The organism is Bulleidia sp. zg-1013, assembly GCF_019798045.1.
Lineage (GTDB): Bacteria > Bacillota_I > Bacilli_A > Erysipelotrichales > Erysipelotrichaceae > Bulleidia.
Window position 1 is genome coordinate 1 of the sequence record NZ_JAGXEX010000005.1, and the last position, 18,916, is coordinate 18,916.

The 18,916-nt window shown below is 37.6% G+C and carries 21 protein-coding genes, 1 pseudogene and 1 other annotated feature; of the genes and pseudogenes, 4 read left to right on the forward strand and 18 right to left on the reverse strand.

Annotated features, from left to right (window positions below; all coding sequences use genetic code 11):
• Together K7I92_RS04700 and K7I92_RS04705 are read left to right on the forward strand one after the other, a co-directional pair.
• Positions 1-257, forward strand: a pseudogene (locus tag K7I92_RS04700) (hypothetical protein); the annotation flags it as partial.
• Complete coding sequence (locus K7I92_RS04705) at positions 227-1,099, forward strand: IS3 family transposase (protein ID WP_370627446.1); 873 nt, start codon at positions 227-229, stop codon at positions 1,097-1,099. The pseudogene K7I92_RS04700 and the gene K7I92_RS04705, both read left to right, overlap by 31 nt.
• A 278-nt stretch (positions 1,100-1,377) precedes the next feature.
• Here the strand turns inward: K7I92_RS04705 and guaA are convergent, their stop codons facing one another.
• From guaA to K7I92_RS04735, 6 genes are all read right to left on the reverse strand, one after another.
• Entirely contained in the window at positions 1,378-2,919 is a 1,542-nt protein-coding gene (guaA, locus tag K7I92_RS04710) for a glutamine-hydrolyzing GMP synthase (RefSeq protein WP_220282258.1), read from the reverse strand.
• Between the two features lie 71 nt (positions 2,920-2,990).
• A complete protein-coding gene (locus K7I92_RS04715; RefSeq protein ID WP_220282259.1) occupies positions 2,991-3,836 on the reverse strand; it encodes a MetQ/NlpA family ABC transporter substrate-binding protein in 846 nt (281 codons plus the stop codon).
• Between the two features lie 8 nt (positions 3,837-3,844).
• Positions 3,845-4,501, reverse strand: a complete 657-nt coding sequence (locus tag K7I92_RS04720) for a methionine ABC transporter permease (protein WP_222150670.1) — start codon at positions 4,499-4,501, stop codon at positions 3,845-3,847.
• Positions 4,501-5,523 carry a methionine ABC transporter ATP-binding protein gene (locus K7I92_RS04725; protein ID WP_220282261.1) on the reverse strand — a complete coding sequence of 341 codons (1,023 nt, stop codon included), beginning with the start codon at positions 5,521-5,523 and terminating at the stop codon, positions 4,501-4,503. Before K7I92_RS04725 ends, K7I92_RS04720 begins: the two co-directional genes overlap by 1 nt.
• Positions 5,524-5,566: 43 nt before the next feature.
• Positions 5,567-5,802 (reverse strand) — a binding site (T-box leader).
• 48 nt (positions 5,803-5,850) lie between these two features.
• Positions 5,851-6,243, reverse strand: coding sequence for a rhodanese-like domain-containing protein (locus K7I92_RS04730; RefSeq protein ID WP_203244822.1), 393 nt, complete (start codon positions 6,241-6,243; stop codon positions 5,851-5,853).
• Positions 6,244-6,302: 59 nt separating this feature from the next.
• Positions 6,303-7,142 (reverse strand): undecaprenyl-diphosphate phosphatase, encoded by an 840-nt coding sequence (locus K7I92_RS04735; RefSeq protein WP_222150664.1) that lies wholly within the window; start codon positions 7,140-7,142, stop codon positions 6,303-6,305.
• Between the two features lie 96 nt (positions 7,143-7,238).
• Here K7I92_RS04735 and K7I92_RS04740 point away from each other — a divergent pair, with 96 nt between their 5' ends.
• On the forward strand, positions 7,239-7,712 hold the full coding sequence (locus K7I92_RS04740) for a peptidylprolyl isomerase (RefSeq protein WP_220282262.1): 474 nt from the start codon (positions 7,239-7,241) through the stop codon (positions 7,710-7,712).
• Positions 7,713-7,727: 15 nt separating this feature from the next.
• Here K7I92_RS04740 and K7I92_RS04745 read toward each other — a convergent pair whose 3' ends face one another.
• From K7I92_RS04745 to K7I92_RS04790, 10 genes are all read right to left on the reverse strand, one after another.
• Positions 7,728-8,342, reverse strand: coding sequence for an ECF transporter S component (locus K7I92_RS04745; RefSeq protein ID WP_203244825.1), 615 nt, complete (start codon positions 8,340-8,342; stop codon positions 7,728-7,730).
• An 87-nt stretch (positions 8,343-8,429) separates the two neighbouring features.
• Positions 8,430-8,720, reverse strand: a complete 291-nt coding sequence (locus K7I92_RS04750) for an HU family DNA-binding protein (RefSeq protein ID WP_220282263.1) — start codon at positions 8,718-8,720, stop codon at positions 8,430-8,432.
• Between the two features lie 375 nt (positions 8,721-9,095).
• Positions 9,096-9,440 carry an FMN-binding protein gene (locus K7I92_RS04755; RefSeq protein ID WP_220282264.1) on the reverse strand — a complete coding sequence of 115 codons (345 nt, stop codon included), beginning with the start codon at positions 9,438-9,440 and terminating at the stop codon, positions 9,096-9,098.
• A gap of 48 nt (positions 9,441-9,488) precedes the next feature.
• Positions 9,489-10,301, reverse strand: a complete 813-nt coding sequence (locus K7I92_RS04760; protein ID WP_220282265.1) for a DNA/RNA non-specific endonuclease — start codon at positions 10,299-10,301, stop codon at positions 9,489-9,491.
• A 52-nt stretch (positions 10,302-10,353) separates the two neighbouring features.
• The gene (locus tag K7I92_RS04765) at positions 10,354-11,175 is read right to left on the reverse strand and encodes a purine-nucleoside phosphorylase (protein ID WP_220282266.1); all 822 of its coding nucleotides are present in this window, start codon (positions 11,173-11,175) and stop codon (positions 10,354-10,356) included.
• On the reverse strand, positions 11,162-11,854 hold the full coding sequence (locus tag K7I92_RS04770) for a 5'-methylthioadenosine/adenosylhomocysteine nucleosidase (protein ID WP_220282267.1): 693 nt from the start codon (positions 11,852-11,854) through the stop codon (positions 11,162-11,164). Before K7I92_RS04770 ends, K7I92_RS04765 begins: the two co-directional genes overlap by 14 nt.
• 193 nt (positions 11,855-12,047) lie before the next feature.
• Positions 12,048-13,499, reverse strand: coding sequence for a [FeFe] hydrogenase, group A (locus K7I92_RS04775; RefSeq protein WP_220282268.1), 1,452 nt, complete (start codon positions 13,497-13,499; stop codon positions 12,048-12,050).
• Between the two features lie 26 nt (positions 13,500-13,525).
• Positions 13,526-14,107 carry an ATP-binding cassette domain-containing protein gene (locus K7I92_RS04780; protein WP_220282269.1) on the reverse strand — a complete coding sequence of 194 codons (582 nt, stop codon included), beginning with the start codon at positions 14,105-14,107 and terminating at the stop codon, positions 13,526-13,528.
• Positions 14,104-14,856: an ABC transporter permease gene (locus K7I92_RS04785; RefSeq protein ID WP_220282270.1), complete on the reverse strand. Its 753-nt coding sequence runs from the start codon at positions 14,854-14,856 to the stop codon at positions 14,104-14,106. The genes K7I92_RS04780 and K7I92_RS04785 overlap by 4 nt, the downstream gene beginning before the upstream one ends.
• Positions 14,840-15,799 (reverse strand): ABC transporter substrate-binding protein, encoded by a 960-nt coding sequence (locus tag K7I92_RS04790; protein WP_220282271.1) that lies wholly within the window; start codon positions 15,797-15,799, stop codon positions 14,840-14,842. Before K7I92_RS04790 ends, K7I92_RS04785 begins: the two co-directional genes overlap by 17 nt.
• A gap of 77 nt (positions 15,800-15,876) precedes the next feature.
• Between K7I92_RS04790 and K7I92_RS04795 the strand changes: the two genes are divergently transcribed.
• Entirely contained in the window at positions 15,877-16,827 is a 951-nt protein-coding gene (locus K7I92_RS04795) for a D-alanyl-D-alanine carboxypeptidase family protein (RefSeq protein WP_220282272.1), read from the forward strand.
• Between the two features lie 47 nt (positions 16,828-16,874).
• Here the strand turns inward: K7I92_RS04795 and K7I92_RS04800 are convergent, their stop codons facing one another.
• Complete coding sequence (locus tag K7I92_RS04800; RefSeq protein ID WP_203244836.1) at positions 16,875-17,150, reverse strand: glutaredoxin domain-containing protein; 276 nt, start codon at positions 17,148-17,150, stop codon at positions 16,875-16,877.
• 35 nt (positions 17,151-17,185) lie between these two features.
• Complete coding sequence (locus tag K7I92_RS04805; RefSeq protein WP_220282273.1) at positions 17,186-18,895, reverse strand: FAD-binding protein; 1,710 nt, start codon at positions 18,893-18,895, stop codon at positions 17,186-17,188.
• Between the last annotated feature and the right edge of the window lie 21 nt (positions 18,896-18,916).

The following is an 18,916-nucleotide window of genomic DNA, read 5'->3' on the forward strand; positions in this document are numbered from 1 at the left end:
CTGATGCTTTGAAATCTCGCAAGAAAGGTCGAAAGAAAACATTGGATAAATCTAAGATAGATATTAAAGCTCAGGAAGCGGAAGAAAGAATAGTTGATACAAGTGCAGAACATGTCAAAGAATTAGAGGATGAACTTCTTAAACTAAGAATTGAGAATGCCTTTTTAAAAGAACTGAGGAGGCTGCGTTTAGAGGACGAAACAAAAATGAGAGAACGGCACTCGTCATCAACAGCCTCCGAGGAGAATTCAAACTAACAGACCTTCTCTCTTATACAGGTATGCCTAAAGCAACATATATGTACCGGCAGAAAAGATTCAATAGGGAAAACCCTGACAAAGAAATCGAAGAGAAGATTCTTGAAATCAGAGAGACTCACAAGGATTATGGTTATCGTCGAGTGGTTGGAGAATTAAGAAATCAAGGCTACTGTGTAAACAAAAAGAAAGTACAACGTATAATGCAGAAGCTTGGTTTACAGGTTACTTCTTTCACTCGAAAAAGCCGTAAATACAGTTCGTACAAAGGTAAAGTTGGAACGGTTGCTCCTAATCGCATAAGGAGACGATTTAACACATATATCCCTCATCAGAAGATTACAACAGATACTACGGAGTTTAAGTACTATGAAATAGATTCTAAGGGACGTATGACAATGCATAAGCTTTACCTGGATTCATTTATGGATATGTGTAATGGCGAAATCCTAAGTTATGGGATTGATAAATGTCCTTCAGCCAAGAACGTCATGAATGCATTGGAACAGGCTATTGCAATAACATCCGATTGCCAATATCGAAGAACATTCCACTCTGATCAAGGCCGGGCATATCAGATGAAGGCATACTCTCATCGCCTTAAGGAAAATAGAATCTTTCAAAGTATGTCACGCAAAGGAAACTGTCATGACAACTCTGTTATGGAAAACTTCTTTGGTCTGCTTAAGCAAGAAATCTATTATGGCGTTGTTTACTATAGCTATGAAGAATTAAAGTCAGAAATTGTACGATACATTAAGTATTACAACGAACAAAGAATTAAAGAAAAACTGGGATGGATGAGTCCTGTACAATACAGGCAAAGTCTCTTAGCTGCATAAAAATGCGTGGCAGCCATATAAACTGCTACGCTAAAAAAGTCTAACTTTGGGGGGTCACATCAAAACGATGGAAGGCTTTTATAAACTTTTACCTACCTTATTGCCCTTCGGTCAATAAGTATCACTCGTGAAACTTACTAAATTCAACAACTCCTTTTCAGACCTGTTTTTTCAGGTTTTTAGTATCAAAATAGCATCACTCAAGAGTTTTTTGTTTTTGCATATCGCTAAAACCCGATGTTTTCAACGGTTTCGCGACAGTAACATTTTCGATTCTGTCATTCCCACTCTATTGTCCCCGGAGGTTTAGATGTAATATCTAAGGCCACTCGATTTACATGCTTCACTTCGTTCACAATACGTGTTGAAATACGATCAAGAACATCATAAGGAATACGCGCCCAATCCGCTGTCATACCATCAATCGAAGTTACAGCGCGAATAACAACCGTATAATCATACGTCCTCTGATCCCCCATGACACCAACCGATCGAATATTTGGCAAACAAGTAAAATACTGCCAAATATCTCTTTGTAGACCAGCCTTTTGAATCTCTTCCCGAAGAATCAAATCCGAATCACGCACAATTTCCAACTTCTCTTCACTAATTTCGCCCAGCACACGAATTCCCAAGCCGGGTCCTGGAAACGGTTGTCTCCACACCATTTCCTCCGGTAAACCAAGTTCTGTTCCCAAAGCACGCACCTCATCCTTGAATAATTTATTCAAGGGTTCAATCAATTGGAAATTCAAATCTTCTGGCAAACCACCCACATTATGATGTGACTTAATCGTTTGTGCCGTCTTTGTGCCTGACTCAATCACATCCGTATACAAAGTCCCTTGTGCCAACCAATGAATATCCACACCCTTTAGTAACTTTTGTACCTCATCTTGAAATGTATACACAAACTCATTGCCAATAATCTTACGCTTTTGTTCTGGATCCGATACACCTTTTAACTTATTCATGAAACGCTTAGAAGCATCCACCTTTGTCAGATGAATACTCATATTCTTTACGAAGGTTTCCATGACTGAGTCCGCCTCTTTCTTACGTAATAAGCCATGATCAATAAACATACAATAAAGCTGATCACCGATCGCCTTATGCAATAAAGCTGCCACAACCGAAGAATCCACACCACCAGACAAAGCCAATAACACCTTATCTTTGCCAACTTTAGCACGAATTTCATCTATCTGTTGTGCAATAAAGTTCTTCATCGACCAATTCGCTTTCACTTCACATACACCAAACACAAAGTTTTTCAGTATATCCAAGCCATATTCACTATGACGAACTTCAGGATGAAATTGAAGTGTATAAATCTTTCTTTCTTCATTCATTGAAGCAACTGAGGGGCAAGTGGTACTTTGTCCCATACCCACAAAACCATCAGCCAATTTAACCACCTGGTCACCATGGCTCATCCAAACTGTTTGTTTTTCAGGCAAACCCTTTAATAAAGCATTATTTGTATCAAAGATAACCTCTGTTCGACCATACTCCTTTTTATCAGAACCTTTTACTTCCCCACCTAACATTTGGTGTATCATCTGCATTCCATAACAAATTCCCAAAATAGGAAGACCAGATGTAAAAATAGCTGGATCACACTTCAAAGAACCATCTTCATACACCGAATTAGGACCACCCGAGAAAATAATCCCTTTCACATCTTCCATTGCTAAAATATCGCTTAATCGCATATCTCCTGGGTGCAATTCTGAATACACCCCAAATTCACGAACACGACGGGAAATCAACTGATTGTACTGACTGCCAAAATCCAAAACAATAATCTTATCTGCCATCCTATTTTCCTCTTTAATAGAACTAATATAACAAAAAAAAGAAGGTTCTTCACCCTCTTTTCAATGAATTTCTATTCCGTTGGAATAACCGAACCATCTGACCACTTCGACTTGATAAAATCCTTCATTTCTTTTGATTGTAAAACCTCTACTAAAGCCTTAATCTTCTTATCGTTTTCATGACCTTCTTGACAAGCAATGATATTCACATAAGGATTCTTCGCATCGGCTTTTTCTAAAATTAAAGCATCTTTGCCAGGATTTAAACCGGAAGAAATTGCATAATTACCATTGATAGCCACTAAATCTCCTTCACCATTCGCATAAGCAGTTGCTAATAATTCCGGTTTTACTTCTTTAAACTTCAAATGCTTCGGATTGCTTGTATCATTCTTAATATCCGCAATTGTTGTTGTTAGAACATTCGCATTTTCTGGCAATTTCACTAAACCGGCACTGTTTAAAATCGCTAAAATACGACCATTGTCGGCTACGGAATTCGATACAATCACCGTTGCACCATCCTTCACATCACTGACCTTCTTAATTGTCTTCGAATAAAGACCAAATGGTTCGATATGCACCCCACCAACATTTGCAATCTTATAGCCATTCGTTTTCTTTTCATTATCAAAGAAAGGAACGTGTTGGAAGAAGTTCGCATCCGCATTACTACTAGACACCGCTTCATTGGGAATGTAATAGTCATCGGTAATTGAAACATCTAATTCAATTCCATATTTCTCTTTTAAAATCGCTTTCGCCTTTTCTAAAATCTCACCATGTGGATTCGCAGTAGCGATTACTTTTAGTTTTTCATTTTTTTCCGTGGTTTTCTTTGCGTTGTTACCACAAGCCACTAAGCCCAATGCTAATACAGAAATAGCAGCTACTTTAATAAACTTTTTCAAAATCATTCTCTCCTTTATCGTTTATCAATACGTTTTACAATAAAATCACCCAGCCATTGTATCGCAAGGACAATCACAATAATAATAGCTGTTGATGTGTATAAGACAGACCCATTTCTTCTTGCAAATCCATATAAGTACGCAAGGCTTCCAAGACCCCCTGCTCCAATTGCCCCCGCCATGGCAGTATAAGAAATTAAAGAAATACCGGTAACGGTTATTCCTGAAACAATGGCTGGTAAGGATTCTGGCAGTAAAACTTTTGTGATAATTTGCCAGTTGGTTGCTCCCATAGCTTTACTTGCTTCAATTGTTCCCTTATCCACTTCTTGAAAGGCGATGACGCACATTCGAGCAAAGAAGGGTGCTGAAGCTAATATCAAAGATGGAAGAGCCGCCTTAGCTCCTAGCATACTACCCACCAATAGCTTCGTTAATGGAATGACCAATATCAATAAGATAATAAATGGGATTGCTCGAAGAATATTCACAATTGCATCGACGAATCGGTTCATCATCCGATTTGGAAAGAGTCCATCGCTTTGCGTACAGTAAAGAAGTATTCCAATCACTAAACCTAAAATAACTGCCATGGTTAACGAGAAAAAGGTCATATATAATGTTTCCCTAACAGCCGTTTGAAGCTGTTCTATATTCACCGTTGTTGTCATCATGATAGCACCTCCACTCCCACATTGCTTTCCACCAATGTTTTCACAAATTTTTCGTAGTCTTCTTTATTTCCCTTACTCAGATGAATATAAGTAACACCCATCGGTCCACTAGCGGATTGAGAAATATTCGATTCTACGATAGAAACATCAAATAGGACTTTTCTAGCCGCATGAATAATAATTGGCTGATCCGCATTATTACCGGTGAAAGATACTCGTAATAATTGCCCATCTGGATAACGACTTTTTAAGCTTTTTGCTAAATCTTCAATCGATTGATCAGCTTCAATATTCTGAACAAACTTTCGTGTGACTGCGTGTTTCGGACGAGAAAATAAATCTTCTACCAAACCCAGTTCCACAATTTTACCTTCTTCCATTACAGCCATTCTGTGACAAACCTTTTGGACTACTTCCATTTGATGAGTGATCATCACAATCGTTAAATGAAGCTTTTGATTAATTTCTCTTAGTAAAGATAAAATCTGTTCTGTTGTTTCGGGATCCAAAGCGGAAGTGGCTTCATCACAAAGAAGAATTTTAGGTCGATTGGCTAAGGCTCTGGCGATACCTACCCTCTGTTTCTGACCACCGGATAATTCACTTGGATAAAAATTTTCCCGACCACTTAGACCAACAAGTTCAATCAGTTCTTTCACTTTTTTCTTTCTTTCTTCTTTATCCATACCGGCCAGTTCTAAGGGAAGTTCAATATTCTTTTGTACTGTTCTGCTCCAAAGAAGATTAAAGTGCTGAAAAATCATACCAATGCTTTGACGTTGTTTGTTTAAATCTTTTTTATTTAGTTCGCCAATATTCACACCATCAATCCAAATTTCACCGGAAGTTTGTTTCTCAAGCTGATTGATTAAACGAACTAGTGTACTTTTACCAGCTCCTGAATAGCCAATGATACCAAATATTTCTCCCTCTTGAATGTTTAAAGTAACATCTTCAACAGCGTGGATACTATCGGATTTAGTTGCAAATGTTTTACTGACATTTTTAATTTCAATCATTTCTATCTTTCCTTTCTATCCATACAAAAAATCCCGCCCTAACAATAAGGACGAGATGTATCATCACGTGTTACCACCTTAATTCGTATATATCTCACAATATATACCTCATAGAGTACCAACATACCCCTTGTCTATAACGGGACATCCCGTTGATGCCTAACTATCGGCAACAAAGCTCCAAGACCATATTCACTAGACATTCCTTGTTCCCTTTTCAGCTGCCGGGACTCTCTAAGACAATTAGCTTCCAGCTACTCTTCTCTTCATCGCTGTATATGTAGAATTGTACTGGTTAATTTTCTTTTGTCAAATCTTTTTTTCCAATTAACGAACAATTTTCCCCGGCCAAGTTCCAATTCCACCCATTTCATAAACTTTTGTATAACCTAAAGCAGCTAACTTTTTCGCAGCTTGACGGCTTCTATTTCCACTTCGACAATATACAAAAATGGTTTGATCCTTTCGACTTAATTCCTTTGGTGCTTCATTTTGGATGCTTTCATTTGGAATTAAAACCGCTCCTTCAATATGACCTTCTTTAAATTCATCTTCTCGACGTACATCAACGATTTGGTAATCTTTCAAAGTCTTCATCATTTCAATTGCTTTTTCTTGTGAAATGGATGTATAACCGGTATGGTTATTATTATTTATGGTTGTGGCACAACCACTTAGAAACACACCAAACAATAATACAAAAATAAACCATTTTTTCATTCTATAATCACCTCTGACACCACTATACCAAAGAATTAAAAAAGCATCCTCTCCGATGCTTAATGAATAAATCCAATCAAACTAAAGACAAGCACAATCACACCCAAAATAATGCGATAGATACCAAAGATGGTAAAATCATGCTTGCGAATGTATTTTAATAAATGTTGAATCGCAACAATTGAAACTAAAAAGCTAACAACAACACCAATCAACAAGACAAATATTGCACTCCAGCTAAAAGCAATTTTCGCTTTAACCATCTTTAATAAAGAAGCTCCAAACATCGCCGGAATAGCCATAAAGAAACTAAATTCCGTAGCTGTCTTACGGTCAAAGCCCATCCATGTTGCCCCAAAGATGGTTGCCCCAGAACGACTGGTACCGGGTACAACCGCCAGTAATTGGAATAAACCCACCGAAAGGGCATCTTTGGGCATAATATAACCAATACGGTCAATCATCACATCATGTTCACGATGTTCCATCCAGATAAAGAGAATACCATATATAACTAATGTAGTCGCAATCACATAGGAACTACTCAACACCGTATCAACTAAATGATCAAGCACAACCCCAAGCACCAATGGAATAGAAGCAATCATAACTAATAACCATAGACGTTGTGTTCTCTTTTTCTTTTCTGGACTCGCCTTTTTTGGATAGGTTAATTTTTTCCAATACAACAAAATAACCGCTAAGATACTGCCAAATTGAATGACCACTTTGAATAAATTCCAAAAAGCTATATTCATAGCTGGATCTGCGTAAACATTTAATGGTAAGAAATTTTCCATTAAAATTAAATGACCAGTTGAACTAATAGGTAACCATTCCGTAATACCCTGCATAATTCCATATAAAACAGCTTTAAAAACATTCCAAATAAAAGCCATACCACTCACCTCAATATCTTATGTATTTTATCATTATCATATGTGCATTGCAATTTTGAGAATTGTGTATAATGATAGTCAAAAGGAGAAATGAAAATGATTGTTATTGAAATGGATAATGGTGGTCTAATTAAAATTGAATTGGATTCAAGTGCTGCCCCTAAGACAGTAGAAAACTTTGAAAACCTAGTTAAGAAAGGTTTCTATGATGGTTTAGGCTTTCATCGCATTATCCCCGGTTTTATGATTCAAGGTGGCGATCCGCTTGGTAATGGTATGGGTGGTTCTGATGAGAATATTATTGGTGAATTTACCAGCAATGGTATTCAAAATCCATTGGCTCATAAGCGTGGGGTTATCTCCATGGCTCGTGCGCAAAATCCAAACTCTGCTAGTTCACAATTCTTTATCATGCACGCTGATGCTCCATACCTAGATGGAAATTACGCCGCTTTTGGTAAGGTGGTGGATGGTATGGACGTTGTGGATGAAATTGCAATGACACCAACCGGTTTCCAAGATAAACCAACACATCCCGTTATCATGAAACGTGTTTATATTGAAAACTAAAGGCTTCTGCCTTTTTTAAATATTCATTTTTTCGCGAATTGGTTTTAAAGCATGATAGACAAAAGGAATGATAATACCGGCCACTACCATTTCTAATAGTCCATTACTAACAAGAACAGATACGATTACAGCGCCAACACTAACACCCACAACACTCGCAAAAGCAGTACCGAAGAATAACCAAATTAAACTCATAACACTGATGCTGTGCATAAAGGTGCAAATAATAGATAAAACCATCATCCAAGGCAATTCAGGAAAACGCTCTTTTCCTAAATCATTTAAGAAGCCAGCTAACCAACCCAAGAAAATTCTTGGTCCAAAACAAATTAGTAAACTATAAAAATTACCTTGAATCTGACCTATGGAATAAAATGGTGTGAAACAAAAGCTCGTTAAGTTTGGCGCAAAAGTAGCTCTTAGAAAACTGGCTAAACCAAACACGAAACCAATGGTTGCTCCTTCTTTCTTGCCCATAAATACGCCCGCTAAAATAACAGGTAAGTGCATTAAAGTGATGGAAATAACTCCTACATTTAAATAACCAAGTGGAGTTAAAGCCAATAGTAATTCAATGGCTACAAAAAAAGTCAATACAATAAAACGTAATGTTTCTGATTTTGTTTGCATATAAACTCCTTATTCCCTAAAACTATACATACTTTAGCATATATTCATTCTGCCAACAAAAAAACTCCCGCAGGAGTTCTACTAAACTTATTTGTTGTTTACTAAGTCTTTCAAAGTCTTAGATGCCTTGAACTTAGGAGCCTTAGAAGCTTTAATCTTAATCTTTTCACCAGTAGCTGGGTTTAAGCCTTCACGAGCCGCTTTCTCAACAACAACAAACTTACCAAAACCGTTGATAGAAACTTCTTCACCTTTCTTGATAGCTGTTGTGATTTGATCAAATACAAAATTGACTAATTCGTTTGCGTCTTTCTTAGATACTTCATATTCAGCTGCAATTCCTTCAGCTAAAGTTTTCTTGGTTACTTGTTCTGCCATAATTTATTGGCCTCCTTAATCTACGTCCATTTTACCCAACTTTTTGTACCAATTTCAATAGATATAGCCTATTTTTTATCCCTTATCTACTTTTTAATGTATGTTTTTTGTAAAAATGAATAGCTTTTATTTAGAATCATGGCTTGTTGAAGGAAGAAAATCAAGTATTATAGCTCTTTATTTAATATTATTTTCTTAATAATTCTTTCATTTTTTATCAAACACTATATCAACTTTTAAGACTTCGGCACTAGTTAATTATATATAGTAGTGAAATCAGTTTTTCAAACTGTGAAAGAAACCTCAATTTTAAACAAACTAAATTATTTCAAACAAGAACTTTAAGTATTAAAAAACATAGTTTTTGCACTATGTTTACTTAGCTTTTGCTTTAGCCAAAGCAGCTTTAACAGCTTCCTTAATCGCATTTGAAGTGATTGTGGCACCGGAAGCACCATCCACTTCAGTTGAATTCTTCTTAACAATAGCTTCTGGAATATCCTTGATAGCCGCATCAGAAAGACCGGCTGTTTCCTTATGTTCCTTCAACTCAACCTTTGTAATAGCTGTGTCAGATACCGTTACTGAAACAACCACATCGCCATTACGACCAACTGCCTTACCTTCATAAGTACCAGCCTTGTAAACAGCCTTTTTAGAGCTACATCCTGCCAATAAAACAAGCGATGCCGCCATAACCATCAATTTATTCAATTTCATGAGTTTAAACCTCCCTTTACTATTTTTCATTATAAAGTATTTTTTATCTTAAGCAAAGCTTCTATTTAAGCCATTTTTCCCCGTTTGATAATCAATCCGAACACCTTTTTGTATATTGAAACAGAACACACAAAAATGAATGCCCATGCCACCATCTTCAATCGAACGAGCCTCCATTAAAACACCCCTTGCCACCAATTCATTTCCCTCATATAAAGGGCGTACTCGATACAACACATGATGACCCGTTTTACGAATGTATGCTGTCACCTTATTCTCATATGGCAACATCCCTTCCACATTTAACTGCCTTGTACCCGTAATCAAATTCAACTCATTCGCATTTTGCCCACTTAATTCATAAGCAATCAAATGACAACGATTATACAAATACTTACCATCAATAAAATCATATTTAGAAATTCGCCAACCACTTGGCTTCACCATACCAATAGACTCCCTTTCCGCTTTTGGTAACGTTTCAGGTCCTAATAGCGCATAGCCCATTCTCGCTCTACCGAGTACATCTAAAGGCTGATAGACTTCAAAGGGTTTTTGCCGTAAATCTGCCTTTGAAAAATAAGGAATATTATGGTTTACCTCCACCACAGCTTTTCCCTCATATTTTGGTATTGAAATGATTGGTGCTGTTTCCACCGTTTCAATTTTTCCGGGCCAATATTGTGACACTAAAAAAGAAGTGAATAATACTGTCACTAAAAAACACTGCCGAAATTCCCGTTTCCATTTTCTTTTCCTTGGTTGCAAAATGATTTTCACCAACGCTACCAATAAGAAAAAACTGGAAATTGATAGACAAATGAAAGTTCCAATAAGAATTAAATCCACTTCTTTCCACATAACTCTATTCTATCATTACCAATTTATCAGCCAAACCACAAAAAAGTGGATTTTACAATTCACCCACTAACTCACGCATATAAGCCGCAAAATCTTTCGCTATCTTTTTTCCTACCTCATTAACTTCTTCATCCGATAAAGGTTGGCCTAAAATACCGGCTGCCATATTCGTACAAACCGAGAAACTCAATACCTTTAAACCACAATGCCCGGCAGTTAATGTTTCCGTTACTGTAGACATACCAACCGTATCCCCACCTAAAATACGAATGGCTCTAATTTCTGCCGGCGTCTCAAAATGAGGCCCTTGCATAAAGAAATAATTTCCTTCATGGAAAGTCAAATTTGAATGGCTCGCCACTTCCTTCGCTTTCTCTCTCAATTCAGGTGTATACAATTTTGAAACATCATAGAAACGAGGTCCAAACTCTTCTTCATTCAAGCCCTTCATCGGACTTTCAATACCAAAGAACAAATGATCCTTAATCATCATCACATCCCCCGGTTTATAGTCCAAGTTCACTGCCCCTGCCGCATTAGTCGTAATCAGAGTATGAATTCCCAATAGCTTCAATAGACGCACGGGAATAACCAATTCAGGAAAAGAAAAACCTTCATAAGAATGAAAACGCCCGACCATACAGACCACTTTTTTGCCGTTTAATAGCCCAAAAATCAACTCTCCCTTATGCGCCGGATTGGTTGTTTGTAAAAAACCGGGAATATCCTTATACGAAATTGTGACTGTATTTTCTAATTGTGTTACCAAAGTTGCTAAACCGGAGCCTAAAATCAAAGCCATCTCCGGCACCATATCGGTTTTGGAATGGATGAAATCCAAGGCCTCTTGGAAATACGCTTTATTGTAAGACATTCTGCCCTCCTAATTGACTAGCTATCTTTAAAACAAGTTCAGCACATTCTTTCGCTACTTGCTCTTCAAATTGTTCATAGATGATTGAACCCTGTGCATCCGCTTGATCTGAAATGGCTCTAACAATCACAAATGGAACTTTATTTAAGTAACAAGTTTGGGCAATCGAAGCCCCTTCCATTTCTGTACATAATGGTTCAAATCGTTCCCATAAAGATTTTTTTACCTCATTTTCGCAAATGAATTGATCCCCCGAAACAATTGGTCCAAGGCGTAAACTCTTAACCTTTTGTACCAAATGAATGAGTGCTCTATCCGCTTCAAACCATAAGGGAAGTTGGGGAAGCTGACCTTGTTTATAACCAAAGTTTGTTACATTCACATCATGATGAGCTACTTTTGAACTGACAACCATGTCGCCCACCTTTAAGTCAGGATGAATACCACCGGCAATACCTGTATTCAATACCGCATCCACCGCAAAACGATCCAGCATGATTTGGGTACCAATCGCCGCATTTACTTTACCAATACCACACTTCATAACCACGACTTCTTGATTGCCAATCTTACCTGTGTAAATCTTAAAGTGACCTATTTCATACTCTCGCAAAGAAACACAATTTTGTAAGATGGCTTGAACCTCCACATCCATTGCTCCAATGATTCCTAGTTTCATACACTCTCCTATTTTTAAAGAATTTCCTTTTTAGCTTTTCAAGCAAAGCTAAACCGGATTGCTCATAATGATTTAAATCCTCTTCCCTTTCTTCATACTACTGAAAAATTTCTTCAATATCCTCATTTCTTAATGTTTGAAAATCACTGGTATCGTTGACCAATCTTCTTTATTCAATCTTTTTCGCATAAACCTATTTTTTTGCTTCTAAAGCTTGTTTCTTCAGGTTAGCGACAGAGGTTGGACAGGTTTCAGGTGTACAAGCTCCATTCGGTCCTAAATCACTTGAACGATCCACATAACTTTCTGTATGTAATAAATGATGCGCTTTTTCACTCATTGGTGCTGTAAAGAATTCATCGTAAATCTTTTGGATTTCCGGGTTATCTTGTGCTGCTTTAATCACCACTTCCCCATCTCGCTTGTATAAAGAATCAATTCGTGCTTGTTTCGCAGCCATCACCTTTGGCATCTTCACTCTTGGCATACCGCCACCGCCAATACAACCACCGGGACAAGCCATCACCTCAATAAAGTCGTAATGCTTACCTGATTCTTTCATTTCCAAGTAAAATTTACGAAAGTTTCCTGTTCCTGAAATCGCTGCTACGTGTAATGTACAATCACCAATTTGTACATCCGCTTCCTTTACCCCTTTTAAACCACGAATTTCTTCAAATGGGATTAGTGTTAAAGGGGCATTTTCATTAGTCATAAACTTATAAGCCGAACGCATAGCCGCTTCCATAACACCACCTGTGTTACCAAAGATAATACCACCACCGGAGGCTTCTCCCATTAAATGATCAAACTTACCTTCTTCTAAATTTACGAAATCCATTTCCTCTTCGCGAATCCACTTCGCCAATTCACGCACTGTAATACATAAATCACCATCTCTTAATGGATCGATATTCCAATAATGTGCTGAACCATTCATTTCCGGGCGACGAATTTCCGCTTTCTTAGCCGTACATGGGGTCACACAAACCGTTACCATTTGACTTGGATTGATTTGGTGCTTTTCCGCAAAATAAGTCTTTTGAGCGGCCGCCTCCATTAAAATAGGACTTTTTGCTGAAGATAAATGAGGAATCAATTCTGGATAAAATGTTTCCGCAAACTTCACCCACGCCGGACAACAACTAGTAAATTGAGGTAAAGCCTTATCACCACCGGTTAGACGGTCAATCAACTCCGAAGCTTCTTCCATAATGGTCATGTCCGCCCCAAAGTTGGTGTCTAAGACATAATCCGCCCCCAATCGGCGAAGCGCTGTAACGACCTTTCCTTCCACGAAAGAACCATATTCCATGCCAAATTCTTCACCCACACCAACACGAACTGCAGGTGCTGTTTGAAAGACAACCACTTTCTTCGGATCCGCAATAGCGTTCTTTACTTCCGCAAGCTCAGAGCGTTCATTAATGCAATCAAATGGACAAGCCACCGCACATTGCCCACAGTTGATACAAATTGGCTTATCCCCATTCGTTGTTAAATCGTAGTAATCCATAACACCAGCATCGTTAGCACATGCTCTTCGACATAAAGTACAATTCTTACATTTGTCCAAATCTTGAACTAAAGAAATATTATCCAAGGCAATGGGCACACGTTTGTCTAAATTTTGGTATTGACTCATTGTTTTCCTCCTCTAAAAACAGTAAGTTACATCTTTATCATAGCATTAGATAGGTCCAGACTAAAAGAACCATTTGGTTGATTAAAGTTTTCATGACTTGCCCAAAGTGTCAACTTTCCTTGGCACTTATCTACTATGTACTGAAAAGTGACATACTTCGATTCTTCATCTAAGCTTCTTAATGGTTCATCCAATAAAACCAAATCATAAGGAACTAAGAAAGCTCTAATAATCGCTACTCTTCTTCGCATCCCTCCCGATAGCTTTGCGATGGGCTCATCAATCCATGCCTCTAAACCAAGTTGGCTTAATTCTTTCTCAATGATGATTCGAGCTTTTTCTCTTGGCTCATGCATCACCATCCATAAATTCACAAAGACAGATACGTTCATTACCAAACAATCTTCTTGAAAAACCATGGTTTTATGTTGTACTTGTTCGATTTCCCCTTGATAGGTTTCTAAACCGGCTAATATTCTTAATAAAGTTGTCTTCCCACAACCGTTTTTCCCTTTAATCCAATAAAGACTTCCCTTTTGAAACTCATAATCAAAGGAATGAAAAACCACGTGGTCACCATAAGCTTTCGATAACTTCTTTATCTTCATCGTAAAACCTCCCAAACCACTTGAAGAACAGCTTTTTGAACAAGGTATTCCATAGCACTACTTAAAATAATAATCAATAACGTCCAAGCAAATAAAGAAGTTGTGTCTAAAAAAACCTTCGCTTCATGTAATTCACTACCAATCGCTAAATTCGGTAAGCCAATGACTTCAGCCGCAATACCTGCTTTCCAACAAAAACCAATGGATAATGAACAAGCCGTCTCAAAATATGGCAAGATTTGTGCTAGGGTGATGTAACGGAATTTCTTCTTTTTTGAAATATGAAAAAAAACGCTCATTTCTTCTAAGAACACATCTTGCTTTTCCAGCGCTTTTAAAAGCTGGTCATAGAAAATCGGTAATCCCATTAAAAAGGAAATCACAAAGGCTAATTCACCGGCTCTAACCCATATCAACACTAATATCACAAAACTGGCAACGGGAATAGATTTCATAGTGTAAAAGATAGGTGCCGCTAATTGCTGAAACCAAGTCCATTGATGCGAAAAATAAGCGCATAAAATGCCTAAAAACATAGCCAATAAAAACCCAAGCATCACTCGAAGCAAGGATAGACCAATGAGCAACCAACTACGACCATCTTGCAATAAAAAGAATAGCTTTTGTGCCACCACAAAAGGAGATACCAACAGTATCTCCTGATTGAGTAAACGAGCCCCTATTTCCCATAGCAATAGCCAAAATAGAATAGCCCACCATTTCCATTTCTTCTTACTTTTGTGCCCCATAATAGAAATCATCTCCCGGCAAAGCACCACCAATTGCTTTTGGATTTTGACGATTTAAAATATCCAGATAGCTCGTTAATTGTGTCTTTAACGCATTGCCTTGCACAAGTGTAATAGGACAATTCAGCAAAGCCTTCTTCGCAATTGATTCTTTTACAATGTCGTATTGACCAATAAGCTTGGCCGCTTCCTCCCCATGGCTGTTCACAAACGAAACGGATTTTTCATACTTCATCAAGAAATCCTTCACAGTATCAGGATATTTTTCCACAAATTCCTTACGAGCAATCACAACTCCTGTTACCAAAGGACTACCTGTTATCTTTTCCCATTCCTTATTTAAATCCAAAGCGACATGAATTTTTGGATTCTTCGTACCGGCTACGCTCACAAATGGTTCTGGTAATAAGGCTATTCCCTTTGGATCCCTCGCTAAAGCTTGTACCACTTCCGTATGTTCACTCTTCCACTCAATACGAACATCTCGAATACCATTCTTTTCTAAAAGATAACGCAAACTGTACTCCGGGGTTGCTCCCTTTCCACTTGCATAAATAGTCTTCCCCTTTAAATCCGAAAGTTGTTTCAACTGATTTCCGGTTTCTACTAGATATAAAACACCTAAGGTATTGATTCCTAACACTTTGACCGATTTCTTTGTGTTGTTATAAAGAACCGAAGATAAATTAGCTGGTACAGTCGCAATATCTACTTCCCCTTTCGCAATTAAAGGTGTTACCTCATCCACTGAAGACGCTATCTTAAATTGGTATTTTTTCTCTTGCTCACTATCCTTCATGAATTTCACAAGTCCCATGGAAGTTGGCCCTTTTAAACTCACAACCTTCACATTTTCTTTTTGAACTTCCAGCTTGGAAACAGTACAAGCAACTGAGGATAACGCTAATAAGGACGTTACAATGATTTTCTTAAAATGATTCATATATCCTTCCTTCCATAGTGAAATCATATCACAAAAATCTTAGACCTATTGTTCTACTTTTCTGTTAAAATGGACTCATGTTTGAAACCTTATTGAAACTAAGCCTATCCACCATTCTATCCTTTTCTCTTGTCTCCCACCCTAAAAAAATTGGTCTATTTCATGGTACTCAAAGCAGTCATTACCTTTTAATGGATTTAAATAATGACGAAATTCTGGAAAAGAAAAAGGAAAGTGAGAAAATCTATCCTGCCTCTTTGACTAAAATGATGGTGGTCTATGTGGCTTTAAATCATATTCAAGATAATCAAAAAACAGCCGTTATTTCACCAAAGCTATTAAATAAATTAAGTTCGCAAGGAGCCGCTACTTCAAAATACCCCGTGAACACTCCCATTACTTATGAAGACTTGTTGTATGGTATCGCCTTACCATCAGGGGCTGACTGTTCTGTTACTTTGGCACATGCTTTATTTCATAATAGTAATGCCTTTGTAAAAGAGATGAATTCCACTGCTAAAAAGCTTGGTATGAATCACAGCCATTTTGATAATGTGACCGGCTTACATAGTCCAAATCACTACACCACCTTGAAGGATTTAAGTATTTTCTTAAAAGTGGCTCTTAAAAATGCAAACTTTCAAAAATATTTTTCTGCCATGACTTACAAATCCAAGGTCGGCATTACTTTATACCACACTCTTTATCGAAATATACAAAAAACCGGCTTACGGCTACCCGGTTATCAAGGTTCTAAAACCGGCTATACCACTCAAGCCGGGCATTGTTTAGCCCTTTGGTTCCAACAAGGTGGTCATCGTTATCTTTACTTAGCCTCTGGAGGTCCAGGAGGTATCTATATCAGTAGCCATCTAAGCGATGCTCATCTGATTGTAACTCGTCTGGCAAGAGCTAAAAAAGAAACTTTAGGACCATTCACCTTTCTTGGCAATGCCCCTCAAGATCCTTTTTTCTTATATTGTCAAATCAAAAACAGAGTTGACCATTTGTTTCAAAAGGGTCATTAAGCTCTGCTTTTTATGTAAGAAATCATTAGACCACGTCCAATGATTTCTTATAAGGCCACCTCAAAAACACGACGAACATTCTCTTTACATGCCTCATAACTTTCAAACAACTTTCCTTCATAGATTTTTTCTTGCCCAATCCACATACAAGGAACCGCATGGTAATCATAAGCTTCAATGATTTCCGGATGTTCATTCTCTTCAATCATTTCTATCTCAAGATTTTGATAGCGAGGATTTTCCTGTTTCAATTCCTCAATAACACGGTTAGCTTGTTTGCAATAAGGGCAATCCTTTAAATGGAAATAAGTAATCTTTTTCATATTTTCATGATACTCACTTTTCTAAAATGAACCATTTATTTGCCCTCAAGTTCTTTCGCTAACTTTTCAGCAACGGCTTTCCCTGACACAAAGCTAAAGGCATTAGAAACCCCTAAGGATTCATAATTACCAAATACCCCGCCAACTAGGGAACCAATCGCATACACATTTGGAACAGCTTTTTTTCCATTCATGACATGAAATTCGCGATTGACCTTTAAACCCGATAAACTTTGAATGCGGTATGGCTCCAGACAAATACAATACAACTGTCCCGTTAGTTTAATTCCCTTTGGTAAGGCAATATTCGCTTTTTTCGCTACAAGGGATACACTATCTCCACTACTAATGACTAAACTATCCTTCTCTTTCATTTCTTTCACATACTGTTCCGATAAAGAATGCGTTTTAATGATTTCATCTCGTAATTTATCGTATCCTGATTTTGTTAACCATAAATAACCAATTTTATAATCTAGCTTTTTAATCCATGGTAATAAACCATTTTTTTCATAACTCTCTGGTGACAATAGATTTCCTTTACTATCGCTTAGCGCAAATTCATCTTTTTTCAATTCTCTAAGAACCTCTTCCACCGATACTGCTTGTTTCAGATTACTTGCGCCTGCTTGTAACATACTGGATGGTAAAGAAACAACAACTTCGTATTTCTCTTGCTTGGCTAATAAGAAACCATCTCCTTGGTTTTGGCTTGGTCCACCATACACTCGTGTCGCATCCACCGGCGTTAAACCATCTGTGTTACGTAATTGACTGCCCATTGCTAAGACAACCGCCTTTGCTTTGATGTCAATCAATTTACCATTAGCCTTTTTAATCCGCACACCTATTACTTTATGACCTTCTTTTAAGTAGTCAACCAAAGCCGCATCGGTGTACACATCCGCTCTTGATACACCAATTTCACGACGTAAAAGCGATAATAATTCTTTCTTTTTCTTTTCATATTTAACACTACTTAAGCGTCTATCCTTATCATCGGCTATATATTTTTCTTCAAAAGTCATTCCTAAATCTTCACTTTGCCAATCCAGTGTTTCTTGTAAAAGACTTTGGAAGTCTTGAATCATTTCTAAATTTCCTTTGCCTAATTTTTGTAACTTGGAAGCCAATTCCGCATTCGATAATTTCTTTTCTTGTTGATCTAAATGAGTTCCTGAAACATATTGATAAGCATTTGAGGCATACGCCATAGAACCACCCACCTCTTTCGCTTTCTCAACCAAGACAGCCGGAATACCCAATTGACGAAGACGAAGCGTTGCCGCTATACCGGAAACACCAGCTCCCACAACAACAACTTTCGTTTCTTTTTGTTCTGGTTTTGGGACATTCTTGCTTTTACGGTCTACCATCCATTCTTTTTCTAATCCGCCGGCTTGAAGAATAGCTTGCTTCACACCCTCTTGAATTGCCTTTGAAGTATTCGTTGCTCCTGTGGATAAATCAACATTCAAAGATTGACTTTCAATCATTCTCTTTGGAATTTTATCAAAAGCTTCATTGGTTAACACATCGGTTTCCGAATGAGAAATCACTTTAATTTTCTTTAAATTTTGTTTCTCAAAAAGAACTTCTAATTCAATATCACCTCGATACCCTGCTACTTTTACCGCATACGTACCATCTTTGATTCCCGTTCTTTTGACTGTAACACCTTGACAAGCACTTAAACTCATCGCCAGCCCTAATACAATGGGCATATACCATTTCTTTAATTTCATAGTTGTATTATAACAGGTATT